Annotated in this window: 25 protein-coding genes; 7 read left to right on the top strand and 18 right to left on the bottom strand. The window is 74.4% G+C overall.

The features are described from left to right. Positions 1–123: 123 nt before the first annotated feature. From panD to ABD269_RS06155, 8 genes are all read right to left on the bottom strand, one after another. The gene (panD, locus tag ABD269_RS06190) at positions 124–546 is read right to left on the bottom strand and encodes an aspartate 1-decarboxylase (RefSeq protein WP_301889229.1); all 423 of its coding nucleotides are present in this window, start codon (positions 544–546) and stop codon (positions 124–126) included. Positions 547–642: 96 nt separating this feature from the next. Further along, positions 643–2190 carry an ATP-dependent DNA ligase gene (locus ABD269_RS06185; RefSeq protein WP_344116828.1) on the bottom strand — a complete coding sequence of 516 codons (1548 nt, stop codon included), beginning with the start codon at positions 2188–2190 and terminating at the stop codon, positions 643–645. A gap of 45 nt (positions 2191–2235) precedes the next feature. Continuing rightward, the gene (locus ABD269_RS06180; RefSeq protein ID WP_344116826.1) at positions 2236–3861 is read right to left on the bottom strand and encodes a carboxylesterase/lipase family protein; all 1626 of its coding nucleotides are present in this window, start codon (positions 3859–3861) and stop codon (positions 2236–2238) included. Positions 3862–4002: 141 nt separating this feature from the next. After that, on the bottom strand, positions 4003–4218 hold the full coding sequence (locus ABD269_RS06175; RefSeq protein ID WP_301889232.1) for a ferredoxin: 216 nt from the start codon (positions 4216–4218) through the stop codon (positions 4003–4005). Between the two features lie 3 nt (positions 4219–4221). Then, positions 4222–5412 carry a cytochrome P450 gene (locus tag ABD269_RS06170; RefSeq protein WP_344116823.1) on the bottom strand — a complete coding sequence of 397 codons (1191 nt, stop codon included), beginning with the start codon at positions 5410–5412 and terminating at the stop codon, positions 4222–4224. A gap of 128 nt (positions 5413–5540) precedes the next feature. After that, a complete protein-coding gene (locus tag ABD269_RS06165; RefSeq protein ID WP_301894570.1) occupies positions 5541–6857 on the bottom strand; it encodes an FtsW/RodA/SpoVE family cell cycle protein in 1317 nt (438 codons plus the stop codon). A 165-nt stretch (positions 6858–7022) separates the two neighbouring features. Continuing rightward, complete coding sequence (locus tag ABD269_RS06160) at positions 7023–8432, bottom strand: sensor histidine kinase (RefSeq protein WP_344116821.1); 1410 nt, start codon at positions 8430–8432, stop codon at positions 7023–7025. Continuing rightward, on the bottom strand, positions 8425–9102 hold the full coding sequence (locus ABD269_RS06155; protein ID WP_301889237.1) for a response regulator transcription factor: 678 nt from the start codon (positions 9100–9102) through the stop codon (positions 8425–8427). Before ABD269_RS06155 ends, ABD269_RS06160 begins: the two co-directional genes overlap by 8 nt. Before the next feature lie 161 nt (positions 9103–9263). Between ABD269_RS06155 and ABD269_RS06150 the strand changes: the two genes are divergently transcribed. Then, positions 9264–9548, top strand: coding sequence for a hypothetical protein (locus ABD269_RS06150; RefSeq protein WP_301889238.1), 285 nt, complete (start codon positions 9264–9266; stop codon positions 9546–9548). Between the two features lie 58 nt (positions 9549–9606). On the opposite strand, the gene ABD269_RS06145 is transcribed toward ABD269_RS06150, so the two are convergent. The 6 genes from ABD269_RS06145 to ABD269_RS06120 form a co-directional block, all read right to left on the bottom strand. Further along, a complete protein-coding gene (locus tag ABD269_RS06145; RefSeq protein ID WP_344116818.1) occupies positions 9607–9894 on the bottom strand; it encodes a hypothetical protein in 288 nt (95 codons plus the stop codon). Beyond that, complete coding sequence (locus ABD269_RS06140; RefSeq protein ID WP_344116816.1) at positions 9894–11672, bottom strand: peroxidase family protein; 1779 nt, start codon at positions 11670–11672, stop codon at positions 9894–9896. Before ABD269_RS06140 ends, ABD269_RS06145 begins: the two co-directional genes overlap by 1 nt. A gap of 55 nt (positions 11673–11727) precedes the next feature. Continuing rightward, on the bottom strand, positions 11728–13146 hold the full coding sequence (locus tag ABD269_RS06135) for an alpha/beta hydrolase family protein (RefSeq protein ID WP_344116814.1): 1419 nt from the start codon (positions 13144–13146) through the stop codon (positions 11728–11730). Then, entirely contained in the window at positions 13143–14567 is a 1425-nt protein-coding gene (locus tag ABD269_RS06130; protein WP_301889243.1) for a cytochrome P450, read from the bottom strand. Before ABD269_RS06130 ends, ABD269_RS06135 begins: the two co-directional genes overlap by 4 nt. Then, on the bottom strand, positions 14564–14743 hold the full coding sequence (locus ABD269_RS06125) for a hypothetical protein (protein WP_344116812.1): 180 nt from the start codon (positions 14741–14743) through the stop codon (positions 14564–14566). Before ABD269_RS06125 ends, ABD269_RS06130 begins: the two co-directional genes overlap by 4 nt. Positions 14744–15041: 298 nt before the next feature. Continuing rightward, on the bottom strand, positions 15042–15497 hold the full coding sequence (locus ABD269_RS06120; protein ID WP_344116810.1) for an SPW repeat protein: 456 nt from the start codon (positions 15495–15497) through the stop codon (positions 15042–15044). A 224-nt stretch (positions 15498–15721) separates the two neighbouring features. Here ABD269_RS06120 and ABD269_RS06115 point away from each other — a divergent pair, with 224 nt between their 5' ends. Further along, positions 15722–15877, top strand: coding sequence for a hypothetical protein (locus ABD269_RS06115; RefSeq protein WP_301889246.1), 156 nt, complete (start codon positions 15722–15724; stop codon positions 15875–15877). Positions 15878–15928: 51 nt separating this feature from the next. Here the strand turns inward: ABD269_RS06115 and ABD269_RS06110 are convergent, their stop codons facing one another. Genes ABD269_RS06110 through ABD269_RS06095 form a run of 4 tightly spaced genes read right to left on the bottom strand, consistent with a single transcriptional unit; the run spans position 15929 to position 18853 of the window. Beyond that, the gene (locus ABD269_RS06110) at positions 15929–16795 is read right to left on the bottom strand and encodes a 5-oxoprolinase subunit C family protein (RefSeq protein ID WP_344116807.1); all 867 of its coding nucleotides are present in this window, start codon (positions 16793–16795) and stop codon (positions 15929–15931) included. Next, positions 16792–17427 (bottom strand): 5-oxoprolinase subunit PxpB, encoded by a 636-nt coding sequence (gene pxpB, locus ABD269_RS06105; RefSeq protein ID WP_425572844.1) that lies wholly within the window; start codon positions 17425–17427, stop codon positions 16792–16794. Before pxpB ends, ABD269_RS06110 begins: the two co-directional genes overlap by 4 nt. Continuing rightward, complete coding sequence (locus ABD269_RS06100) at positions 17424–18212, bottom strand: LamB/YcsF family protein (RefSeq protein WP_344116805.1); 789 nt, start codon at positions 18210–18212, stop codon at positions 17424–17426. The genes pxpB and ABD269_RS06100 overlap by 4 nt, the downstream gene beginning before the upstream one ends. Then, entirely contained in the window at positions 18209–18853 is a 645-nt protein-coding gene (locus ABD269_RS06095) for a GntR family transcriptional regulator (RefSeq protein WP_344116803.1), read from the bottom strand. The genes ABD269_RS06100 and ABD269_RS06095 overlap by 4 nt, the downstream gene beginning before the upstream one ends. Positions 18854–19044: 191 nt before the next feature. On the opposite strand from ABD269_RS06095, the gene ABD269_RS06090 reads away from it, so the two are divergent. From ABD269_RS06090 to ABD269_RS06070, 5 genes are all read left to right on the top strand, one after another. After that, on the top strand, positions 19045–19737 hold the full coding sequence (locus tag ABD269_RS06090) for a DUF969 domain-containing protein (RefSeq protein WP_344116801.1): 693 nt from the start codon (positions 19045–19047) through the stop codon (positions 19735–19737). Beyond that, on the top strand, positions 19734–20702 hold the full coding sequence (locus ABD269_RS06085) for a DUF979 domain-containing protein (protein ID WP_344116799.1): 969 nt from the start codon (positions 19734–19736) through the stop codon (positions 20700–20702). The genes ABD269_RS06090 and ABD269_RS06085 overlap by 4 nt, the downstream gene beginning before the upstream one ends. Positions 20703–20749: 47 nt before the next feature. Further along, on the top strand, positions 20750–21394 hold the full coding sequence (gene pcp, locus ABD269_RS06080) for a pyroglutamyl-peptidase I (RefSeq protein WP_344116797.1): 645 nt from the start codon (positions 20750–20752) through the stop codon (positions 21392–21394). 66 nt (positions 21395–21460) lie between these two features. Beyond that, positions 21461–22984: a hypothetical protein gene (locus ABD269_RS06075; RefSeq protein ID WP_116210584.1), complete on the top strand. Its 1524-nt coding sequence runs from the start codon at positions 21461–21463 to the stop codon at positions 22982–22984. A 75-nt stretch (positions 22985–23059) separates the two neighbouring features. Next, a complete protein-coding gene (locus ABD269_RS06070; RefSeq protein WP_344116793.1) occupies positions 23060–23974 on the top strand; it encodes a hypothetical protein in 915 nt (304 codons plus the stop codon). The last annotated feature ends 23 nt before the right edge of the window (positions 23975–23997 follow it).

Below are 23997 nucleotides of genomic sequence, written 5' to 3'. Positions count from 1 at the left end.
GGCCAACTTCCGCGCCACGACGGGCGCTCACGCACCGCCGCCGACGGCGGCTGTGCCCCGGTGACGTGAACGTCAACCGCTGAGGCGGGGGTCCGGGGCCTCTCGCCCCGGACCCGGAATCCCTCAGCTGCCGGAGGGGCCGACCGCGTGCGGGCTGCGCAGGGTGTCCGGGGTCGGGGCCGAGGGGTCCGTGCCCAGGGTCACGATGCGGTTGTCCGCGTCGACGTGCACGACCCGGGGAACGAGGGCGCGGGCCTCCGCGTCCTCGACCTGGGCGTAGCTGATGAGAATGACGAGGTCGCCGGGGTGCACGAGGTGCGCGGCGGCACCGTTCACCCCGATCACGCCCGAGCCGCGCTCGCCCTCGATGACATAGGTCTCCAGGCGGGCGCCGTTGTCGATGTCGACGATGTGCACGAGCTCGCCGGGCAGCAGGTCGGCGGCGTCCATCAGGTCGGCGTCGATGGTCACGGACCCCACGTAGTGCAGGTCGGCGTGGGTGACCGTGGCCCGGTGGATCTTGGACTTGAACATGGTGCGCAGCACGTGGATTCTCCTGGCGAATAGGGTCGCGCCCCCGAGGGGTACGCGCCGTCGCAAGCCAGGGTAGCGGCAGCGCGGCGGGTGCCCCGGGGAAGGGGGCTACGCCTGCGGGCCCGTATGCGCCCGTCGTACCGTTTCCACCGTGTCCGCCTCCGACGCCCGCTTGTCCTCGCGGTACCGCACGACCCGGGCGAACCGCAGCGTCACCCCCTCCGGGTAGCGGGAGGAGCGCTGGACGCCGTCGTACGCGATCTCCACCACCAGCTCCGGCCGGACCCGCACGACGAAGCCGTCGTCGCTCACCGCCAGCTCGCGCAGGCGCTCCGTCTGCCAGGACAGCAGCGCGTCCGTCAGCCCCTTGAAGGTCTTGCCGAGCATCGCGAACGAGCCGTCCGCCCGGCGCGCCCCCAGATGCAGGTTGGAGAGCTTGCCGGTGCGCCGGCCGTGGCCCCACTCGGCCGCCAGCACCACCAGGTCCAGCGTGTGGACGGGCTTCACCTTCAGCCAGGAGGCGCCGCGCCGGCCCGCGTTGTACGGGGCGTCGAGCGCCTTGACCACCACGCCCTCGTGGCCGCGCTCCAAGGCCGCCTCCGCGAAGGCGCGGGCCGCCGCCCGCGCGCCCTCGTCCGCCGGGTCCGCGACCACCAGCCGCCGTACGCGCGAGGGCTCCGGCACCACTCGGGTCAGCTCCGCGTGGCGCTCGGCGGCCGGCAGGGCCAGCAGGTCGCGGCCGTCCACCGTCAGCAGGTCGAAGAGGACGAGGGACAGCGGGATGGCGACGGCCGCCCCCGCCACGTCCAGCCGGGAGCCCACCCGGCCGGCGGTCTCCTGGAAGGGCCGCGGCCGTCCCGACGGGTCCAGGGCGATCACCTCGCCGTCGAGCACGGCCCGCTCGACCGGCAGTTCCCGCACCACCCCGGCCGGCTCCGGCAGCCGCTCGGTGATCTCCTCCAGGGTGCGGGTCCAGATCCGTACGCGGTCGCCGTCCCGGTGCACCTGCACCCGGATGCCGTCCAGCTTCTCCTCCACCGCGCACGGCCCGAGCCGGTCCAGCGCCTCGTCGACATCCTTGGCGGTCTGCGCCAGCATCGGCAGCACCGGGCGCCCCACCTCCAGCCGGAAGTCCGCCAGCGCCGCCGGGCCGCGGGCCAGCAGCTCCCGCGCCACCGCCGCCGGGGAGCCCCCGAGCATCACCGCCCGCCGCACGTCCTCGGGCGGCGCGCCCGCAGCCGCCGCGAGCCCCTCGACGGCGAGCGCGTCCAAAGCGCCCTGGCGCAGCTCACCGCCGAGCAGCCCGCGCAGGAACCGCTGCTCCTCCGCCGTGGCGGCCCCCATCAGCGCGTCGACCAGCCGCTTGCGCTCGGCCTGCGCGCCCTTGCCCGCCACGGCGGCGAACGCGTCGACCGCCCGGTCCACGTCCCCCACGGTCAGGGAGGGCGCGGCCGCGGGCGGCGGGGTGTCGCGCAGCACGCTCCAGCCGATCCCCACCCTGCCCTGCGGCAGCCGCCCCGCCAGATAGGTGATGGCGGCCGGGCCCTCGTCGGGCCCGGCCGCCCGGAAGAGACCGGCCAGCAGGCCGGTCTTCTCCGACCGCGAGCCCGTCGCGGCCACGGCCGCGGACACCCGGGCGATCTCGGCCAGAAGCATGCCCTCATCGTGCAACGGCGCCGCGCGCCGCGCAGTGCGGGCCTTTCAGACGCGGTGCGCGTCCCAGAACGCGCAGTGGTGCTCGGCGCCCAGATCCACCATCCGGATGCCGTCGGCACCCGGAGCGAGGCTCAGCGCCAGCGGCGCGTCGTTCCGGAAGGCAGGCCACCGCGGTGCGCCCGGAAGGTCCGGGTGTGAGGTGTGCGCGAACCGGCCCCAGTAGCCCGTCATCCGCTCCGACAGCTCCCGCTGCCCCGCCGTGAAGGCCGGCTCCACCGGGATGTCGAAGAGGTAGGGCAGCTCGAAGGCGTGCGCGGCGCCGTACGGGAAGTCCTTCACGCGCGGGAACCCCGGGATCACCGGCGGGTTCGGGTCGCTGAACTCATAGCCGTACGTGGGCACGTGCGCGGCCAGCGCCCGGTCGGCCCGCAGGGTCGTGCACGTCCACGCGCGGTCGGTGAGCGCGGTGGACCAGGCGAGCGCGGGTGTCGGGAACTTCGCCACCGGGTAGAGCTCCTCGACGGCACCGGCGGCGGCGCCGAAGGAGCCCTTCAGCCGGGCCCGGTAGGCGGCGGCGTCCGCGATGGGGTGGTCGGCCAGCGCCAGGCCGGTGAAGAGCCGCATCTCGTCGTGGTTGCTGCCCTGGATCACCGGCACCCGGTGGAAGCGGCCGCCCTCCAGCGCCCGTTCGGGCCGCTCGGGCAGCAGCGCGTTGCCGTAGGAGACGAGCGAGAACTTCTGCGTCAGCTCCGGGGTCACCAGCTTCGTCACCGGCAGCTTGCGCAGACAGGGCAGCGCCTCGGCGCCCGGAAGCGTGCAGCCGAGGGCGCGGGCGGCCTCGGCGCCCGCGTCCTGTACCCGGCTCTGCGGCGCCCACGGGCTGTACGCGGGGGCGCCGGGGTCGGTGGCGCCGACGGGCATCTCGGTCATGCACGAGCCGCTCTGGATCACGGCCTTGTGGAAGAGTCCCGCCGACTTGGGGGAGATCAGGTGCGCGCAGGTGCTCAGCGCACCCGCCGACTCCCCGAACAGGGTCACGTTGCGCGGGTCGCCGCCGAAGCGGGCCGCGTTGGTGTGCACCCAGCGCAGGGCCGCCTGCTGGTCGGCGAGGCCGAAATCGGGCGCACCGCCCAGCCCCGGGTGGCCGAAGAAACCGAACACGCTCAGCCGGTAGTTGACCGTGACCACGACGGCGTCGCCCCGTACCGCGGGCCGCTGCGCGGGGTAGTCGCTGCCGCCGCCCGACGTGAAGCCGCCGCCGTGCACCCAGACCATCACGGGCCGGCCCCGGCCCGTCGCGCGGGCCGTCGGCGCGGTGACGTTCAGATAGAGGCAGTCCTCCGAGCCGAGCACCTTGCCGGGCTCGTCCGGCGAGACCTGCGCACAGCGCGAGCGTGGCGCGCCCGCGTCCCGCACGCCCTTCCACTTCGCCGCGTCGGCGGGCAGCCGCCAACGCAGCGCGCCGGTGGGGGGAGCGGCGAACGGGATGCCGTCGAAGGTGTTGTACGCGCCGTGCGCCATGCCGCGCACCCGGCCGTGGTCGGTGGTGACCACGGGTCTGTCCGGTGCCTTGGCCTCCGTGGGCGCGGTCATGACGAGGGCGGCGAGCAGGGCCAGAAGTACGGTGCCGAGCGCGGTGCTTCGGAGTCGGCGGAGGGGGGCTTCCCGCATGAAGGGTGGCCTTTCGCTGGGGCCGGGCGCAGGGGGTTGGCCCGGGCGCCCGGAATGTACCCAGCAGTCCCCATGTACACCTGTTCTGCTTGTCCCCCTGCCCCGCCCCCGCGGCCGGACGGCCCCGGACGCCCGCTCTCCTTAAGGGCGCGGGCCCAGGATCCGCGCCCCGTCCGTCACCGAAATCGCCTGCGCGGGGCAGGAGTCCGCCGCGTCCAGGAGCGTGTCGTCGGGCGCGGCCTCACCGCCGCGCACCCGTGACCGCTCCTCGGCCAGCTCGAACAACTCCGGTGCCAGCGCCGCACAGATGCCCGACCCCAGGCACAGCTCCCGGTCCACCGAGACCCGCCACACCATCGCTCACCACCTCACCGGCATCGTGCGCGGACCGCGGACCAGCATCTCCGTCTTCCACTCGACGTCACCCGCCGCCCGGATGCCGGGCAGCCGCGACACCAGCGCCCGCAGCGCCTCCTGGAGTTCCAGCCGGGCCAGCGGGGCGCCCAGGCAGTGGTGCACGCCGTGCCCGAAGCCCAGGTGCTGGTTGCCCGCGCGGCCGAGGTCCAGGGAGTCCGGCGCGGCGAAGCGCAGCGCGTCGCGGTTGGCGGCGCCGACGGCCACCAGCAGGGGCTCACCGGCTCGTACGGGCGTGCCGCCCACCTCGACGTCCTCCGTGGCGTAACGGGCGAACGACGCGCCCACGCCGAGCGGCACGAAGCGCAGCAGCTCCTCGACCGCCGCGGGGACGAGGTCCGGCTCGGCGCGGAGCCGGTCGAACTGCCCGGGGTGATCCAGCAGCGTCCAGAGGAAGTTGGGGATCTGGCTCGCGGTCGTCTCGTGACCGGCGATGAGCAGACCGTCGCACAGATCGATCAGTTCGAGTTCGGAGAGCCGGTCGTCCACGTCGCGCGCCTCGATCAGCGCGGTCATCAGGTCGTCGGCGGGCCGCGCCCGGTGCGCCTCGATCAGCCCCGCCATGTAGGCGCGGAACTCGTCTCTGCTCGCCGCCATCTCCTCCGTGGACAGCGGGCTGGTCGACAGCGCGTCGTCGCTCCACACACGGAAGCGCCCCTGGTCCTCTGCGGGCACGCCGAGCAGCCGGCAGATCACCCCGACGGGCAGGGGCAGCGCGAAGTGCTCCACCAGGTCGGCGGGCGGTCCCGCCGCCACCATCCGGTCCAGCAGGCTCTCGGCCAGCGCGCGGATGTCCGGGCGCAGTTTCTCGACCCGGTGCACGGTGAACGCCTTCGACACCAGGGTCCGCAGCCGGGTGTGGTCCGGCGGGTCCATGCCGAGGATTCCGGCCTCGCGCCGCCCCGGCGTCCGGCGGGGCTCGTCGTGGTCGGCGGCCGCGGCGCGGCTGAACCGGCGGTCGCCGAGGACGAGGCGGGCGTCGGCGTAGCGGGTCACGAGCCAGGCGGGCTCTCCGTGCTCCATCCGTACGCGCAGCAGCCCTTCGCCGCTGCGCGCGTGCTCGTACAGCTCGGACAGGGCGAGGCCGGAGGCGTCGTTGAACGGATAGGTGGCGGGCTCGACATGTGCGGTGGTCATGCGTACCCCTTCCCTTGCGGGATGTGCGCAGTTCGCCTATCGCTTGCCTACCTCACGGTAAGTGCCTTTGCGTGCAGAGGCCACGGGGCGTCGGGCACTGCCGGACGGGTTCGTTCCCCCGCACCGGCTCAGCCGCGGGCCCTCGGCAGCGGCACCGACTCCTGGAGCGCCCGGCCGCCCGAGTCGCTGATTCTGATGAGGGTCGCCACCAGCAGCCAGTTCGCCACCAGGGACGAGCCGCCCTTGGCGAGGAACGGCAGGGCCTTGCCGGTCAGGGGGATGAGGCCCATGACACCGCCGGCCACGACGAAGACCTGCAGGGCCAGCGCCGCGGAAAGCCCCACCGCGAGCAGCTTGCCGAACGGGTCGCGCGAGGCCAGCGCCGCGCTCAGCCCGCGCTGCACCAGCAGCGCGTACAGCGTCAGCACCGCCATCGTGCCGGCCAGTCCCAGCTCTTCCCCGACCGTGGTGAGGATGAAGTCGCTGCGGCCCGCGAAGCCGATCAGCTCGGGGTGGCCCTGTCCGAGGCCGGTGCCCGTGACCCCGCCGCTGCCGAAGCCGAACAGCGCGTCCGCGAGCTGACTGGAGATCAGCCCCTTGGGCCGCCGGTCCTCCGGCAGGAAGATGTCGAAGGGGTGCAGCCAGGCGACGATGCGGCCCTTGACGTGCGGCTCGGTCGAACCGACCACGGTGGCGCCCACCACGGCCATCGCCAGCCCGAACAGCACCCAACTGGTGCGCTCGGTCGCCGTGTACAGCATCACCACGAAGAGCCCGAAGAAGATCAGCGAGGTGCCGAGGTCCCGCTCGAAGACCAGCACCAGCAGGCTCAGCACCCACACGGCCAGGATCGGCCCGAGCTGCCGGCCCGGCGGCAGCCGTACGCCCAGCACCTTGCGCCCGGTGAGCGCCAGCGCGTCCCGGTGGGCGACCAGATAGCCCGCGAAGAACACCGCGATCATCGTCTTGACGAACTCGCCGGGCTGGAAGGACAGCGGCCCGATGAAGATCCACCGCTTGGCGCCGTAGGTGTCGCCCGGGAAGAACGCGGGCGCCATCAGCAGCACCAGCGCGATCGCCATCAGTACATAGATGTAGCGCTGGAGCCACCGGTGGTCCTTCAGCAGCAGGATCACGCCGACGCACACGGCCACCCCGATCACGGTCCACAGCAACTGGCCGGACGCGGTGGGCTCGGCGGTCTTGTAGCGGGCGCTGTAGGCGAAGTCCAGCCGGAAGAGCAGCACCAGACCGAACCCCGACAGCAGGATCGACAGCGGCAGGATCAGCGGATCGGCGTACGGCGCCCAGCGGCGCACCGCCAGGTGCGGCACGAGCGCCAGGCACACCATGCTCGCCGCGAAGCCCGGGAACCCGCGCGGGAAGCTGCCGTTGACCGACAGACCGGCGTAGGCGTAACCGAAGCAGCTGATCAGGACGGCCATCGTGAGCAGCAGCGCCTCACGGTTGCGCCGCCGCCGGGCCACCGGCGGGCGCTCCGTCGTCGCCGGGCTCTCGTCACGGCCCTCGAGTTGCACGGATTCCACGGTCACACTGATCAATGTTGGACCGCACGCGCTGAAGGAAACCTGAAGGTGCCGAGCGGACCTTCAGGAACGGGTCAAGGCGGCCAGCGGGAAGCGGGCCACCAGCCGCGCGCCGCCGCCCGTCCGCTCCCCGGCCGTCAGCGTCCCGCCGTGCGCGTGCGCGATCTCGCGGGCGATGGCCAGCCCGAGCCCGCTGCCGCCGCTCTCCCGGTCGCGCGCCGCGTCCAGCCGCACGAAGCGCTCGAAGACCCGCTCCCGCCGGTCCTCGGGGATGCCCGGCCCGTCGTCGGCGACCTCGAGCACCGCCACCGCCCCGCCCTCCGCGACACCCGCGCTCACGGTGACCCGGCTCGCCGCGTGCCGCAGCGCGTTGTCGACGAGATTGGCCAGCAGCCGCTCCAGCTGACTCTCCCGGCCGCGCATCGGCACGGGGGCGTCCGCCCGCACGGCCACCGGCACCCGGGCGCCCGGCCGCCGGGCGGCCTCCTCGGCGGCCAGCAGCGCCAGGTCCACCGGCTCTCCGGCCGCGGGCACCCGCGCGTCGAGCCGTGCCAGGAGCAGCAGGTCCGCGGCGACCCGCTGGAGCCGTACGGTCTCCGCCAGCGCGGCCCGTACGGACTCCTCCGTCGGACCGCCGGGCGACGCCAGCGCCACCTCCAGCTGGGAGCGGACCGCCGCGACCGGGTTGCGCAGCTCGTGGGAGGCGTCGGCGACGAACTGCCGCTGCCGGCCCACCGCCTGCTCCAGCCGGTCCAGGGTGGCGTTGACCGTACGGGCCAGCAGCGCCACCTCGTCACCGCCCGCGGGCTCCGGCACCCGCCGGTCGAGGCCGCTCGGGGTGACGGCCGCCAGCTCCGTACGGATCGTGGTCACCGGGCGCAGCGCGAGCCCGGTCACCGCCCAGGCGATGGCGGCGGCCAGGGCTATGAGCGGCGGGGAGCCCGCGAGCAGGCCGAGGGCGATGGCGTGCGTGGCGCCGTCCACGTCGTTGAGCACGGTCAGCGCGTAGACGTAAGTCTCCCGGCCGCCCGCCGACGTCCGGACCACCACCACGTCGCCGCGCTCCCCGCCCACCGCGCCGGAACCGGGCAGGATGCGCGACGCCACGTCCTGCCCCGGCGGCGGGCGCAGCGCCCGGAACTCCGCCGCGAGCGGCCCCGCGGAGGGACGGGTCGTGGCGACGACCGTGCCGTCGCCGTCCAGGACCAGGACGACGTCGACGCCCGCCCGGGGAGCGGCCAGCAGCGCGGGCAGCCCGCCGGCGTCCGCCTGGGCGGCCACCTCGCGGGCGGCGAGTTCGGTGCGCCCGTTGGTGGTGTCCAGCAGATTGGTGCGCAGCACGGCGTAGAGCCAGCTGCCGCCGACCCCGAGGACCAGCGCCATCGCCAGCGCGGCCGCGGCCGCGGCCCGGCCGCGGACCGTACGGGGCAGCAGCCGGGACCGCGTGCGGCGGCGGTCGCGGCCGTCAGCCACCGTCGGGCGCTATCCGGTAGCCCGCGCCGTGCACGGTGACGATCGCCCGGCGGCCGAACGGCGCGTCGATCTTCCTGCGGAGCGAGGAGACATAGACCTCGACGATGTTCGGGTCGGTGTCGGCGGGGGAGTCCCAGACCTCGTCGAGGATGTCCCGCTTGGCCACCACCTGCCCGGCGCCCGCCATCAGGCAGCGCAGCACGGACAGCTCGCGCGCGGTCAGTTCGATCTCCCGGCCGTCGCGCCGGCAGGCCCGCGCCGCCGTGTCCAGGACGAGGTCCCCGGCCTGGAGCGGGTGCGGTTTCTCCGCGCCCCCGCGGCGGGCGAGCGCGCGCAGCCGGGCGCTGAGCACCACGAAGGAGAACGGCTTGGACAGGTAGTCGTCCGCGCCCGCGTCGAGCCCTTCCGCCTCGTCGTACTCGCCGTCCTTGGCGGTCAGCATCAGCACCGGCGTCCACTGGCCCAGCCTGCGCAGGCGGCCGCAGATCTCGTAGCCGCTCAGCCCGGGCAGCATCACGTCGAGCACGATCACGTCGTACTCACCGGTGAGCGCCGCCTCCAGGCCGCGCGGCCCGTCGTGGACGGCGTCCACGCGGTGCCCCTCGGCGGCCAGCCCCCGGCGGAGCGAGTCGGCGAGCCCCACCTCGTCCTCGACAATCAGTATGCGCACGCCTCAAGCGTCACATATCCGACTCGCGGGCCCCGGGGGTGGTCGGCCCGTTCGCGGCGCGTGATGTCTCGCACACCCGGTGGAACGGCCGTAACCGCCCGCCGCCGTGCCGAGTTGTCGAACGGAGACGATCCGCTACGGGACGGAGCAGTGGTACATCCATGAGCAAGCGCCAGAAAGGCCGCCGGCATCGCAAGGTCAACCGCACCCCCCGGCCTCGCGCCATGGCGGCGCCGCAGCGGCCGGTGGTCGTCCCCGGCCTCGGCAGGCACACCGCCCGCACGTGGGAGGGGCTGCGGGAGTACGGCTCCGCTGGGGCGTCCGTCGAGGAACTGGCCGAGGCGGTCGGCTATCAGGCGCGCACGATCCTCAAACACGTGACAGGCTTCGCCGACCAGGGGCTGGTGGAGTCGCGCGGTGACCGCTGGTTCGTGCGCGCCGGATGACGCGGGGGACGGGCCGGGAGACCCGGCCCGTCCGGCAGGTGAGGGCGCCCGGAGAGCATCAGCCGATCTGTGTGGCCCCGCCGTTCTCGCGGCGCCCGCGCGCCAGGGCGGCGAGCACCTTCTCGTGGCCGGCCAGCGCGTCCGCCGCCCGCTCCAGGGACCGTGCCGCGGACTCCGCGCGCTCCGCGTGGCCGAGGATCTGCTTCCGCAGGGCCGCGCCCTCCGGGTCGGGGAGCGTCACCGTCATCGCGCCCGCGCGCAGCCTGCGGGCCTGCTCCAGCAGCTGGGCGGCCTCCGTGCGGACGGGCCGCGACCAGGGGGCCGCGCCCGTCTCGTTCCGCTCCATCAGTTGATTCCTCCGGGTCGCAGCATCCGCCAGGGTGAGAACGCGTTCCGCACCCCGTGCAAGGGGCGCGCCAGCTCCGGGTGGTGGCGCAGCAGGACGTCGACCATCCCGGTGCGTTCGATCCACTCCAGGCCCTCGGGGGTGTAGACCTCCGGCCGGTAGTCGGTGGTGAAGAAGCGGTCGCTCTTCAGCCGCCGGGACGCCATCAGCACGAAGACCCGGAACGCGGTGTCGCTGAACGCGAAGCCGCGCGGCCGGGGTTCGGCGTACATCCCGACCATGGTGTCGACGCGGTCCAGCCGCCCGTCGTACACCTCGCGCAGTTCCGCCGCCAGCCCCACGTCCCCGCCGGTCAGCTCCTCGAAGCCGGTCACCGGCGGCCGGTGCAGGGCGGCGCGGAAGGCGGCGTAGCGGGGGACGCCGCGCTCCCGGTCGCGCAGGACGTCCACCGTGCCCAGGTCGACCCGCTCCCCGGAGACCCGGGTGAGGTCGCGCAGACAGTCGGGGTGGTTGTGCAGGGTGATGTCACCGGGGTTCATGACGCCGAAGGAGTACAGCAGGTCCGACCAGCCCCAGCGGTCCACGGCCTTGCGGGTCGCGAGCGCCTGGAGCGCCTCGAAGTCCGTGCGCTCGATCAGCGCCCCGGTGCGGTGCGAGTGGATGGCGTACTCGTCCCGCATCAGCGGATGCAGCCGGTAGGAGGTCACGAACTCCTCGGTCATGGAGAACGGGGCCGTGTGGTGGTCGGTCGGCGAACCCAGGATCCCGGAGAGCGTCTCGCCCCTGCCGAGCCGCCCGACCCTGCCGCGCATCCGGGCCGGCAGCACGCCGTACCAGTTGATGTGCATCGCAGCCCGGGTCACCGGCCGGTCGACCACCGCCGGGGTCCACTCCACGGTGTGGATCTTCGCCATGACCGCCGCGTTGACCAGCCGGGCCGTCTGGAAGAGGCGCTCGTCGCCCCACGTGGGGTGCGCGGCCGCGATCCGGTCGCAGATCGCGTTGTGCTCCTTGGCGAAGAGCGTGTGCAGCAGGGAAAGACCGACCCAGTAGTTGTCGTTGAACCCGGTGAGGTCGATGCCGGACAGGCCCGGCGCGCTCTCGTCGGGCAGCCGCCCGCCCGCCATGGCGAGCCTGCCGCGCTCGCCCGTCCGCAGGGCCCGGCACCGCTCCTCGCTCGATCCGTAGATCTGCGAGCCGTCCCACCAGTGGGTGACGGTGTTCTCGTACGTCGGCGGCCGCGTGGGGTCGGAGTGCGGCACCGGGTCGGGGCGGGAGCGGCGGACGAGCATCGGGCAGGCCGGCCAGCCGTCGTCCGCCGCGAGCGGGACGTCCAGCGGCTCGTCGGTCCTGTTGTCGCCGTGGCTGAACCAGCCGTGGTTCTGGAACTGGATCCACGCCGCGGCCAGCATGTTGAGGGAGGGCGCGGGCCTGAAGCCCGAACGGCGCGCCAGCAGCTGCCTGCTGACCTCGCGCGGGCTCGGTTCGAACAGCCCCTTGTCCTCGGCCTCCGGGAAGGTCTCCGGCAGCGCGCAGTTGCGGTCGAAGCGCGTGCCCGCCCGGCCCATGTCGACGTCGTCCGGGTCATAGCCCGAACCGTCGTAACTGCGGTACGGCAGCAGCTTCGGGCTCGGCCTGCGGGGCCGCTCGCCGCCCGCGCCGTAGGTGTCGTGCAGATTGTGCGCGCGCAGCAGCTCCCGCTGTCTCTTGATCTCCAGGAGCGCGAGCGGGAACGGCAGGGAGTGCCACTCGCGGCGGGGGCGCGGCAGGGGCGTCATCGACAGCTCTCCAACAGGGGGGAATCGGGGCGGTGGATCCAGGCGGGGCGGCGGGTCAGCGGTCGTGGAGCCGGACGACGACGGTCTCCTCCACCCGGCCGCGGTACGGCGCGAGCAGGTCGTCCACCTCGTCCCGCGCCTCCGGGACCACCTTGTCGAGGCCCTGCGCGTAGACGTCGACGTTGTGGCACTGGGGGAAGTCGTGCGTGGGATCCGCCCAGGTGATCTCCAGCCAGTCGGCGGGCAGCGGGAAGACCGACACCGGGCTGCGGCCCTCCAGACCGGGCACCACGTCGTGCTCGTTGACGATGCTGACGACCCGGGTGCGGGGGTCGCGCGGGCGCTTGAAGTCGATCGGCGCGCCGACGGCGACGACGTGCGTCAGCCGCCAGCGCTCGGTGACCTGGGGGAGCTCGGCCAGGCTCATGGCCGTGACCCCGCCCTGGCTGTGCCCGACCAGCGCGATCTCCGCGCCGTCCGGGACGGTCAGCGCGAGGGCCTTGCGGACGGCGCGCGTGTACGGCGAGTCGTTGCGGCCCACGGCGGTGACGGCGCCCACCAGGTCCTGCGGGGTGGGGTTGCGCGGCAGCCCGAGGGCCATGCCCGGCAGCAGCACCAGATAGCGGGTGATGCCGTCCGGGCCGCCGATGCGCTGGACGAGGGCCTGGCCGTCGTTGCCGAGCGCGGCCAGGTTCCGCAGGTGGCCGGTGATGCCGCCGTCGTTGTCGAGACCCGCCAGGAACTCCGGGTCCGGCGGCTGTGCCACGGCCCGGCCCGCGCCCCGGTCCCAGCGGGCCCAGGCCCCGATGCGGATGCCGAGCAGCGGATCGCCGTCCGCCCGGGTGCCCGTGACGATGCACCAGGCCGCCTCGTCGTTGAAGGGGTTCTCGTCCACGAGCGCGTTCCACGCCATCACCTCGGCGAGGGCGGGCGCGAGCGCGGCCAGGGCGCGCTGGGCGCCCTGCGCCCGGACGTTCTGCCGGAGGATGCGCAGCGCCAGGAGCTGCCGGTCGGCGTCGATGGCGATCAGCAGCCGCCGCACCGGGCCCTCCTCGACGAACTCCGGGTGCCGCACCGCGCACAGCCGGATCCGGAGCTTGAGCGCGGCCACCGCCATGTCCAGCGCCAGGCTCCGCCTGCTGGTGAGCACCGCGCCCAGCCGGGCGGCCCGGCCCACGCGCCCGCCGTCGGGCGCGAACCCGAGTCCGGCGGGGTCGAGAAGCGTACGGGCCAGGGCGCGCACCGCGCGGGTGCCGCTGCGCGGCGACCGGCCCACCGACCTGAGCAGCGCGGGGTCGGTGGCCACGGCGGTCACGGTCCGCCCGGCCTCCCGCACGGCCCCGGCGACCTCGCTGAGCGTCCGGGCGAGGGCGGCGAGCGACGCGGTGTCGAGCGGGGCGGTTTCCGTCGGCGAGGGGGCGTCCTGCGGCACGGCCTCCGGCTCCTGCTCCGGGATGTCGTTCTCGGTCGTCATGCGCCGTCCCCCTCCTCGGCCGGGCGGGTCGTGGCGCGGACGCCCACGCGCAGGCGCGTCGCGTCGAAGGTGTACGGCAGGGGACCGGACGGGCCCATGCGGACGCCGGAGACGGCGAGTTCGCCCCCGCGCAGCAACTCCGCGACGAAGCCGGTGGCCAGCTGGAGCGCCAGCTCCGTGCCGCTGCACTCGGCCTCGCCCCGGCTGAACGGGCTGATCGCCCAGTCGCCCTCCGCCGTGCCGTCGAGCCACAGCTCCGGCGCGAACCGGTGGGCGTATTCGATGCGTTCGCCGTCGCGCGCGTGGAAGCCCGCGGGCACCAGGACGTTGACCCCGCCCGGTGCCACCGCGTCCCGCCAGCGCGTCTCCGCGGTCGTGCGCCGCATCAGGCCGGTCACGGGCGGCCACAGCCGCGCCGCGTCCTGCACGCACGCCCGTACGTACGGCATGTCGCAGAAGCCGGCCACCGTGCGGGCGCCGTGCTTGCGGTCCGCGGCCCCGACCTCCGCCAGGGCCCGCTCGTGGTGCCGCGGGTGCGTGGCGAGCAGGGCGAGCGCCTGCACGGTGGCCGCCTGCACCGACGTCAGCGCCATGAACCAGTGCGAGAGCTGGGCCTCCGGTGCCGTCTCCGGTCCCCTGGGCGCGGCGGCGAACAGCCCGGTCAGGCTGCGGGGGTCGGCCTCGGCCAGATAGCGGGCCTGGCGCTGCATCATGCGCCGTCTGACCCGTCGGACGTGGGCCAGGCGCCAGCGCCGGGCGCCCATCCAGTTGGCCTCGGCGAGCAGTTCGCCCAGCAGCCGGGAGAACTCCACGTCGTCCGCGGCGGCCTCGCCCAGGAAGCAGCGCCGCCCCACGCGCTCGAACCGCTCCCGGAAGGCGTCCGCGTCCAGCCCGGCCACCGCGCGCGGGCCGAGCAGGGCCGCGGCCTCCTCGCCGACGACCCGCAGGAAGTGGTCCGCGAGCCGGTGCACGGGGCAGCCGGCGTCCAGGACGGAGTCGTTGAACGCCCGGCGGACCGCCCGCTGCCCGCCGTGCGAGGCGACCAGCGCGTCGGGCTGCACCCCCGCGAAACCGGTCACCTTCTCCCAGGTGTCGACCGCGTACACCTCCACCGGCCCGGTCAGCACCTGCCGCGCGTCGTCGGCGTCCAGGACGAGCAGCGTCGGCCCGGAGGTGCCGCGCACCATGACCGGGCCGCGGCCGTGCCTGCGGCGCATCCGCCGCATGGTGTCCACGCCGTGCCGGGCGGCGTCCAGCCGGGCGACGAGCGCCGCGACCCGGGGACGGCCCCGAAAGGCGCCCTTGAGGTAGGCGGGCAGGAGATAGGTGAGCGCGAGCCGCAGGTTCTCGCCCGCGGTCGCCGTGGGCGGCGAAGTGTCGCGCTCCGTGCGGACCTCGGTGGTGCCGTAGAGGTGGATCATGCGAGGGCCTTCCCCGGGCCGAGCAGCCCCTCGATGTCGAAATCGCCCGTCGTCAGCGACACGGACACCGGCCCCTGGGGAGCGGTTTCGGCCATGTGGGAGGCGCGGGCGAGTGCCGCGGCGGTCACTCCGCGTGCCCGCAACAGCTCGAACACGGCGGCTCGTTCGGTCGTCATGGCTCGCACCTCGTGGGAAAGGAGTGATCGGAGAGAGGGGAGCATTGCCCGTTCCCGTCCGGCGGAGTCTTCAATTCCGAAGATCGGCCCGGTTTTCATTCCCAGGGGTGAACGACCGTTTCGCGGCGACCGGGAGGCTGGTGTAAAGGGCTCCGGCGCGGGGGCGCGCAAGAAGGCCCCGCCACCCGGGACGCGGGCGGCGGGGCCTGCGGACGACGGAAGTCGGCCTGGTCCTGTCCGGACACCGAGAGCGGAGGCGGAGCGGGCGGGCGGTCACCCGGCGCTTCCGCCCCGCTGCTCAGCGTTGCCGAAGTCCCGGCCGTGCCGTGGCCGATCGGGACATCCCCAGCCCGGCCAGGGCCAGCGCGGCGAGACAGGCCACCGCTCCGACGATGACGTTGCTGACGACGGCGCGCGTGGCGAACGCGTGCCCGGCGACGACCCAGGGCGAGACGATCGTCCAGGCCGCGATGCAGAGCCCGGCCCAACTCATGGAGTGCGTACGCTCGTAGGCGTGGCCGAAGCCCCCGGCCAGGCAGGCGAACGCGATGCCGGTGATGAGGTTGTTGACGGCGAGGGTCGTCGCGCCGCTGAAGCCGGCGATCCAGGGGGAGGCGGCCAGATAGACGCCGCACAGCAGGGCGAGGGCCTCGACGCTCTGCGCGACGGGGGTGCTGGTGGTCTCCTCGGAGTGGGCGCGCAGCGCCAGGATGTCCGGGTGGTGTTCGATCCGGGGTGAGGTAGGGGCGGTCACGTCAGCCACCTTCTTCTTTCAGTGTCAGTTCGGACCTGCCTGCATTTTATCGTCATTGCCCCCTTTTGCCACCTGGCGCGAGGTAGTTCGTATCTGGCTATATCCGATGTGGTGGCTTCTGTTTCGACAGGTCACGCTGGGGAAACCCGGGCATCGCATTCCGGACGCGTGAGCCGGCGGCGCATCGGGGGGACCAGGGGAACAGCGTGCGAAAGGAAGCCGTCGTGGAACAGCTGAAGAGGCAGGGCGACCGCATGCCGGGCCGGGCGGAGGGCCTGGACGAGACCGTGGGGGCCCGCCGCGCCGCGCCGCGGGAGACACCCGAGACCACCACCGAGGAGACCGACGCGGAATCGCACATCATCCGCGGCATCGACTGACGGCGGCCACCGACGGCGGCCGGGCCGCCGCCCTCGGCCCTCCGGTGCGGTTCACTTCCGCACGGGCACGAAACGCACCGGGGTGCCGGGCGCGGCCTGCGCCGCGGAGGCCAGCGACGGCTCGGGGACGACACCGATGACGGGGTAGCCGCCGGTCGTCGGGTGGTCGGCCAGGAAGACCACCGGGCGGCCGTCCGGTGGGACCTGGACGGCGCCGAGGACCATCCCCTCGCTGGGGAGTTCACCGTCCCGGGCCCGGGCCAGGGCGGGCCCCTCCGTCCGCAGGCCGATGCGGTTGCTCGCCGGGGACACCCGGTGGCCGCCACCGGCGAGCACGCGCAGCGCCTCCGCCGTGAACCAGTCCTCGCGCGGCCCGAGCACCACCGGCAGGACCAGCCCACCGGTCGGCGGCCCGGGCCAGGGCACCGCGTCCGCGCCCTCGGACGGCCCGCAGGGCGCGCCGAGAGGCAGCGTCGCGCCATCGGTCAGGGGGTCGGGCCCGAGGCCCGACAGCAGATCCCGGGAGCGGCTGCCGAGCACGGGCGGCACGGCCACCCCGCCGCCGAAGGCCACGTACGCGCGCACCCCGCAGACGGCGGCGCCGACGTCCAGGACGGCGCCCGCGGGCACCCGCACGGCCGCGCCCCAGGCCACCGGGCGGCCGTCCACCCGCACCGCGCAGGGCGTCCCCGTGACCGCCGCGGTCACCGCCCGGTCCACCCGTACCGCGCAGCCGTTGACGGTGGTCTCCAGCGTGGCGCACGGGGCCGGATTGCCGACGAGGCGGTTGGCCAGCCGGTGCGCGGGCCGGTCGAGCGCGCCGGAGAGCCCCACCCCGAGATGCGCGTGACCGGGTCTGCCGAGGTCCTGGACGGTCGTCAGCGCCCCGGCACGGACGACGGTGAGGGCGCCGCTCACGCGACCACCTCGAAGCGCACGCGCGTGCCGGGCGAGAGCAGCGCCGCCGGCTCGCGGCCGGTGTCCCACAGCACCGCGTCCGTGCGGCCGAGGAGCTGCCAGCCGCCGGGGGAGGAGCGCGGGTAGACGCCGGTGTACGGGCCGGCCAGACCGACCGATCCGGCGGGCACGGCCGTGCGCGGTGTGGCCCGGCGCGGCACGTGCAGCCGCTCCGGAAGCCCGGTCAGATAGCCGAAGCCGGGGGCGAACCCGCAGAACGCCACCCGGAATTCGAGTCCGGAGTGGATCCGCGCCACCTCCTCCTCCGCGACGCCCCACAGCGCCGCGACCTCGGCGAGGTCCGCGCCGTCGTAGCGGACCGGCAGGACCACCGGGGCACCCCCGGCGGCCGCGAGCGGCGGCACGCTCCAGCGCGCGAGGTCGGCGGCGAGGGCGCGCGGCTCGGCCAGGCCGTCCAGCAGGACGGTGCGCGCCGCCGGGACGATCTCCCGTACGGGCGGGAGGGTGCCCGCGGCGCGGCGGCGCAGCAGTTCGGCGTGGAGGGCCTGGGCGTCCTCGCCGGTGGCGACCTCCACGAGCAGCGCGTGCCGCCCGACGGGCAGGGCGCGCAGCCCCGGTGCGGGCGCGCTCACGCGAACGCCTCCACCCGCACGTCGGCGTCCTCCAGGGCGGCCCGCACCCGGCGGGCGAGGTCTGCGGCGCCGGGGGTGTCGCCGTGCAGGCACAGCGAGCGGGCCCGTACGGCCACGTCCTCGCCGGTGAGCGCGGTGACGGTGGCCGAGCGGGCCAGCCGGACGGAACGGGCGACGACGGCCTCGGGGTCGAGCACGACGGCGCCGGGCTCGCGGCGGGACACGAGCGTCCCGGCGGCGGTGTACGCGCGGTCCGCGAACGCCTCGGCGACCACCGGCAGTCCGGCCTCCGCCGCCGCCTCGTGCAGCCGCGAGCCGGGCAGTCCGAGCACGGGCAGCGCGCCGCCCGCGCGCAGCACGCCCGCGACGACGGCCCGCGCCTGCTCGGCGTCGGCGACCGTGCGGTTGTAGAGCGCGCCGTGCGGCTTCACATAGGTGACGTCCGAACCGGCCGCCCGCGCGAAGGCGCGCAGCGCGCCGATCTGATAGGTGATCTCGTCGGCCAGTTCGTCCGGGGGCACGTCCATGGCGCGCCGCCCGAAGCCGGCGAGGTCGCGGTAGGAGACCTGGGCGCCGATGCGGACGCCGCGCTCGGCGGCGCGCTCGCACACCCGGCGCATGGTGGAGGGGTCGCCCGCGTGGAAGCCGCAGGCGACGTTGGCGCTGGTGACGACCGACAGCAGGGCCTCGTCGTCGGTCAGTTGCCAGCGCCCGAAGCCCTCGCCGAGGTCGGCGTTGAGGTCGAGGACGGGGCGGGTGTCGGTGTCGTGCTCCGGTCCGGTCATGGGGCGGCCTCCCGCATCGTGTCGAGGATGAGCTGACGCGCGTCATCCAGATAGGTGGTCAACTCGGCCTCCGCGCGGCCGTATTCGCCGTTCTCCAGCAGCGTCGCGAGCGCGCGGTTGCGCGGCAGGAACGGCTCGTGGAAGCGGCGCGGCGAGGGCATCGCGTGGAAGGCCAGGCGCAGTTCGGCCAGCAGCCGGTCCATCGCGGAGTCGATGCGGGCGCTGCCGCTGAGGCCGGCGAGCGCCCGGTGGAAGCGGAGGTCGGCCGAGCCCACCTCCTGCCAGTCGCCGTCCGCGGCGGCGCGTTCGCCCCGGGCGACGGCCTCGGTGACCGCGGCGCGCAGGGCTGCTCCCGCGCCGTCGGCGGCCCGGACGCCCGCGGTCTCCAGGGCTGCCCGCACCCGGTAGATGTCCGTGACGTCGGCGGGTTCCAGGACCCGGACGAAGACGCCGCGGTTGAGCCGGTGCACGACCAGGCTCTCGTGGACGAGCAGCCGGAAGGCCTCGCGCAGGGTGTTGCGTGAGACCCCGAGCTCCCGGCCGAGCGCCTCCTCGGACAGCTGGGTGCCGGGCGGCAGCCTGCCGCCCTCGATGCGGTCGCGGAGCGCGTCGGCCACGCGCTGGGCGGTGGACAGGGCCATGGCGTCCCCCCATGGTTCGACGGGTGTGACGAGCGGTGACGATCAGGGGCGATCGAGGTCAATCAAGGGCGATCAAGAGCGATACGGAATCGTAAGTCAATCCTCTTGAGGATTGTTGAACAATATCTTAGCCTCCTCGCCAGTCACCTCACCGGAACGAGTGGGGTCCGGGCACCCGGAAGGCAGGGCGCATGATCGTTCTCCTGGGCGTCCTCGTGGTCGTCATCGGCTTCGCCACGAGACGCAATCCCCTGCTGGTGGTCGGCGGCGCCGGCATCGCCACCGGCCTCCTCGGCGGCCTGTCGCCCCAGCGCGTCCTCGCCGCCTTCGGCGAGGGCTTCGCCTCCAGCCGCTCGGTGACGATCTTCGTGATCACCCTCCCGGTCATCGGCCTCCTGGAGCGGTACGGCCTCCAGGAACAGGCCCGTCGGCTGATATCCCGGTTCGGCGCCCTCACCGCCGGCCGCTTCCTCGCCCTCTACCTCCTGCTGCGCCAGCTCACCGCGGCCCTCGGCCTCAACAGCGTCTTCGGCCACGCCCAGACCGTCCGCCCGCTCGCCGCCCCCATGGCGGAGGGCGCGGCCGAGCGCCGCCACGGGCCGCTGCCCGACAAGGTCCGCGAGAAGGTGCGGTCCTTCGCCGCCAGCGCCGACAACGTCGGGCTCTTCTTCGGCGAGGACGTCTTCCTGGCCGTCGGCTCGATCCTGCTGATCACCGGCTTCGTCAACACCACCTACCACACCCACCTCGAACCGCTCGACCTCGCGCTGTGGGCCGTCCCCACCGCCCTGTGCGCCCTCGCCGTCCACGGCTGGCGGCTGCTGCGCCTGGACCGCACACTGGCGCGCACGGTCGCCGACAAGCCCGTGGGAGCCGTCAAGTGATCAAGGCGGAGTGGTTCTACTGGCTGGTCGGCGCCATCTTCCTGCTGATGGCCGCCCAGATGCTCACCGACCGCACCAACCCCAGGCGCCATGGCACCGCCGCCTTCTGGGGCCTGCTCGGCCTCGGCTTCGTCTACGGCACCTGGGTCGCCGACAAGTCGGCGCCCGCCGAACCTCTCGGCGTCGCAGTCCTCGTCATGGCCGGCCTCGCCGGATTCGGCTTCACCGGCCGCGGCACGGCCCGTACGACCACGCCGGAGCAGCGGGCGGCGAGCGCGCGGCGCCTCGGCAGCAAGCTCTTCGTCCCCGCGCTCACCATCCCCGTCGTCGCCCTGATCTGCGCCGTCGGCGTCAAGAAGCTCTCCGTCGGCGGACAGCCGGTCCTGCAGAAGGGCAGCGAGACCATCCTCGGCCTCGGGATCGGCTCCGTCGTCGCCCTCGCCGTCGGCATGGCGATGCTGCGCGAGAAGAAGCTCTCCACCCCTGTGCACGCCGGGCGCTCCATGCTGGAGACGATGGGCTGGGCCATGCTGCTGCCGCAGCTGCTCGCCACCCTCGGCACGATCTTCTCCGTCGCCGGCGTCGGCGACCAGGTCCGCAGGATCACCACGGCGGTGCTCCCCGACCACTCCCTCTACCTCGCGGTCGTCGTCTACTGCGTCGGGATGTTCCTCTTCACCGTCGTCATGGGCAACGGCTTCGCCGCCTTCCCGGTGATGACCGCCGCGGTCGGCTGGCCGGTCCTGGTGGTGCAGGAGCACGGCAGCGCGCCCGCGGTCCTCGCCATCGGCATGCTGGCCGGATTCTGCGGCACCCTGGTCACCCCCATGGCCGCCAACTACAACGTCGTGCCCGCCGCCCTGCTGGAGCTCAAGGACCAGTACGGGCCCATCAAGGCCCAACTGCCCACCGCGGTCGCCCTGCTCGGCTGCAACATAGTGATCATGTCCCTGTTCGCCTTCTGATTTCTCCTTCTGATGACGCCCCCAGGAACCCGAGCGGAGGAGCGGCCATGACCCGGGTGCTGCTGACCGGATTCGAGCCCTTCGACGGAGAGACCGTCAATCCGTCCTGGCAGGCCGTGCGGGCCGCCGCCGAGCGGCCGCCCGAGGGGATCGAGCTGACCGCCGCCCAACTGCCCTGCGTCTTCGGCGCCGCCCTCGACGCCCTGCGCGCCGCCGTCACGGCCACCGGCCCCGACATCGTGCTCTGCGTCGGCCAGGCGGGCGGCCGCCCAGACGTCACCGTCGAACGCGTTGCCGTCAACCTGGACGACGCCCGCATCCCCGACAACGCCGGCGCGCAGCCTCTGGACGAACCGGTCGTCCCCGGCGGCCCCGCCGCCTACTTCGCCACCCTCCCCGTCAAGGCGTGCGTCGCCGCCGTACGCGAGGCGGGCCTGCCCGCCTCCCTCTCCCACACCGCCGGAACCTTCGTCTGCAACCACGTCTTCTACGGCCTGATGCACCTCGCCGCGACCGAACGCCCCGGCCTGCGGGGCGGGTTCGTGCACGTGCCGTACGCGCCGGAACAGGTCACCGACCGGGCGCTGCCGTCACTCCCCGTGGCCGCCGCGGCCGAGGCGCTGCGTGTGATCGCGATCACCGCGGCCGGGCGTACAGCGGACCTTCGCGTGGTCGGCGGCGCCACACACTAGGACGGGACGGGCATTTCGCCCGTGCCGTTTCGTCCGTTGTCGGTGCGACCGCCTACTCTGTGCGACGTGACTTCTCCAGCCCCGGCGGCCGTTCCGCCCCAGCTCAACGGGCCCTCCCGCCCAGCCCCGGGCCCGGCCGCCGACGAGGGCCTGGCCCGCAGGCTCCGCGCGCTCGCCTGCACGGCGCCCCTGCACGACCTGGACGCGCGCAAGGCCAACCTCGCGGGGGAGTACGGCGGCTACGCCATGGCGGAGGTGGCGCTCGCCGCCATCGACCTCGTCACGCTCAACATGGACTTCGACACCGGCGCCGACCACGAGCAGATAGTGTCCCGGCTGCTGCCGCGCGTCGGCGCCCAGGCACCCGGCCGCCCCGCGGCCGAGCACGAGCGCGTCGCCCGGTGGGTCCTGGAGAACCTCATCAACGTCGGCAGCGTCGACCGGGGCTTCCGCGCCGTCTACGGCACCTTCGGCGCCGACGGCGCCTACGTCCGGCGCGACTACGACTTCAAGCTCATCGAAGAGGTCCCCGGCCACGGCGGCACGGTCTTCCTGCGCACCACCGACGAAGCGGTCAACGTCCTCGTCGGCGCCCTCGACACCGACGTCACCAGCGCCCAGATCGCCGCCGAGGTGAAGCTGGAGGTCCTCATCAGCCGGGGCCGCCTCGCCGACGCCCAGCTCGCCGCCGAACAGGCCCGCTACCGCACCGTGCAGTACGCGGAGACCCTCCGCAAGACCCTCGACGCCACCCGCCGCAACGTCCGCGCCGTCGACTGGCTGCGCACCGTCCCCGACATGATCGCCGAAGCGCTCGACCACGTCGCCGACCGCTACCGCCACGAGAACGCGATCCTCACCAACATCCGCAAGGCGCGCGACGAGGCGGAGGACCCGGAGCACAAGCGGCGCGCCGCCGAGCTCGTCGACATCGTCAAGGACTGCATCCGCCGCCACACCCAGCTCCAGTCCAGGCTGCTGGAGGCCGGCCCCCTCTTCCGCGCCGAGCAGGACCGGCAGGCCTTCGCGCCCTCCACCGCCGGCTCCGGGCTCGACCTCTACGGCCAGCTCCTCGCCCCCCTGCTGCCGCTCCCCGTCGAGCGGGCCGGGCGGGTCACCGACGCCTTCTTCGCGGGCGGCACGGGCCTGCGCACCCCGGCCTCCGTGCGCGTCGGCGACCTGGTCGAGATGCTGCTCACCCCGCCCGCGGAGCGCGAGCACCTCGGCGCGGAGATGCCCGAGCCGGACCTCATCACCACCCCCGACGACAGCCGCTTCAGCGAGGCGCAGCTGGCGAGCGCCATGGAGCTCCTCGACCTGCCGGCCGACGCCCCCCGACGCCTGTCCGGACTCCTCGCCGAGGCACGCCGCCGCGACCCCGAACTCCCCTACCTCGTCGCCCTCCTGTCCGTCCACGCCGCGAGCCCGCCGGTCGGCACCGCCTACCGCCAGGGCGAACCGACCCTCCTCTTCGCCGTCGACGACGGCACGGAGCTCGACGACCCGGAGTTCGGCGGCGCCGACCTCATCGTCGGCACGGCCCTCCTGGACGCGGCGGGCATGGCGGCGGACCGCGAGGCGGCGTCGTGAGCGGGTGCACGACGGCGTCGTCCGGCGGTGCCGAACGGACCTTGGCCCATGGAAATCCCCACAGGAGCAGCAACCGTGACTGAGTACGACGCCGACGACGCGGCACAGCCGGACCCCGCGGTCAGCGGCGAGGCGGTCGCCCCCGCCCCCAGCGGCAACGTCACCCCGGCCGACGCCGCGGACGCGGCCCGGCTCATCGCGTTCGGGCTCCAGCCCAAGCTCCAGCCCGCCCGCGACGCGGAGTACGCGGAGCTGCTGCGCCGCCACCGCGACGACCCCGCCTTCGCGCGCCTCGCCGACGCCGTCGCCGCCGGGCTCGGGCTCATCGTGCTGGAGGTCTCCACCCGCGCCGGGATGGCCGTCACCGCCGCCGAGGACTCCGTCTTCGCCGTACGGATGGGCGACTACGCCCGCCGCGCCACCGTCGACTCCGCCGACCGCTTCCTGCACGGCCTCGCCCACCTCGCGGTCGCCGCCATGGCCTTCCCCCGCCCCGAGGACCTCGCCGACGACGGCTACATCGGCCGCGTCACCGTCAACGGCATCGACGCCTTCGTGCGCCAGGCCTGCCGCAGGCTGGAGGAGCGGGCCGCCGAGCAGGGCGAGAACACCGACCCCACCAGCGACGCCCCCGGACTGGAAGCCGCCTGGCGGGTCTACGCCCGGCGCAGCGCCACCGGCGCCACCAAGGACGCCCGCCGCCTCGCGGGCTCCACCACCGGCATCATCGCCAAGGCCGTCGCCTTCCTCGTCGACTCCGGCTTCCTCCAGCGCACCGGCGACGACGCGGGCGGCGCCTACCGCACCACGGCCCGCTACCAGCTCCAGGTCCGCGACATGGCGGGCACCGCAGCCATGTCCGAGCTGCTGGAGCTCGGCGTCGTGCCCGTCGGCGACGGCAGCGCGACCCTGCTGCCGCCGGACGACGCCGACGCCCTCGACCTGGTCGCCGACGCCGGCCTGCCGTTCTTCGAGAACACCAACTCCTGACCACCGCCCGTCACGACAACGAG

The organism is Streptomyces blastmyceticus, from assembly GCF_039521185.1.
GTDB lineage: Bacteria > Actinomycetota > Actinomycetes > Streptomycetales > Streptomycetaceae > Streptomyces > Streptomyces blastmyceticus.
The sequence above is the reverse complement of the archived record's forward strand: the minus strand, read 5'-3'. Positions and strand labels throughout refer to the sequence as shown.

Coding starts and splice junctions, on each gene's coding strand:
- ABD269_RS06185 (WP_344116828.1), bottom strand. CDS start 2,190: ATGCTTCTGGCCGAGATCGCCCGGGTGTCCGCGGCCGTGGCCGCGACG.
- ABD269_RS06180 (WP_344116826.1), bottom strand. CDS start 3,861: ATGCGGGAAGCCCCCCTCCGCCGACTCCGAAGCACCGCGCTCGGCACC.
- ABD269_RS06175 (WP_301889232.1), bottom strand. CDS start 4,218: ATGGTGTGGCGGGTCTCGGTGGACCGGGAGCTGTGCCTGGGGTCGGGC.
- ABD269_RS06170 (WP_344116823.1), bottom strand. CDS start 5,412: ATGACCACCGCACATGTCGAGCCCGCCACCTATCCGTTCAACGACGCC.
- ABD269_RS06165 (WP_301894570.1), bottom strand. CDS start 6,857: ATGGCCGTCCTGATCAGCTGCTTCGGTTACGCCTACGCCGGTCTGTCG.
- ABD269_RS06150 (WP_301889238.1), top strand. CDS start 9,264: ATGAGCAAGCGCCAGAAAGGCCGCCGGCATCGCAAGGTCAACCGCACC.
- ABD269_RS06145 (WP_344116818.1), bottom strand. CDS start 9,894: ATGGAGCGGAACGAGACGGGCGCGGCCCCCTGGTCGCGGCCCGTCCGC.
- ABD269_RS06140 (WP_344116816.1), bottom strand. CDS start 11,672: ATGACGCCCCTGCCGCGCCCCCGCCGCGAGTGGCACTCCCTGCCGTTC.
- ABD269_RS06135 (WP_344116814.1), bottom strand. CDS start 13,146: ATGACGACCGAGAACGACATCCCGGAGCAGGAGCCGGAGGCCGTGCCG.
- ABD269_RS06130 (WP_301889243.1), bottom strand. CDS start 14,567: ATGATCCACCTCTACGGCACCACCGAGGTCCGCACGGAGCGCGACACT.
- ABD269_RS06125 (WP_344116812.1), bottom strand. CDS start 14,743: ATGACGACCGAACGAGCCGCCGTGTTCGAGCTGTTGCGGGCACGCGGA.
- ABD269_RS06100 (WP_344116805.1), bottom strand. CDS start 18,212: ATGACCGGACCGGAGCACGACACCGACACCCGCCCCGTCCTCGACCTC.
- ABD269_RS06095 (WP_344116803.1), bottom strand. CDS start 18,853: ATGGCCCTGTCCACCGCCCAGCGCGTGGCCGACGCGCTCCGCGACCGC.
- ABD269_RS06090 (WP_344116801.1), top strand. CDS start 19,045: ATGATCGTTCTCCTGGGCGTCCTCGTGGTCGTCATCGGCTTCGCCACG.
- pcp (WP_344116797.1), top strand. CDS start 20,750: ATGACCCGGGTGCTGCTGACCGGATTCGAGCCCTTCGACGGAGAGACC.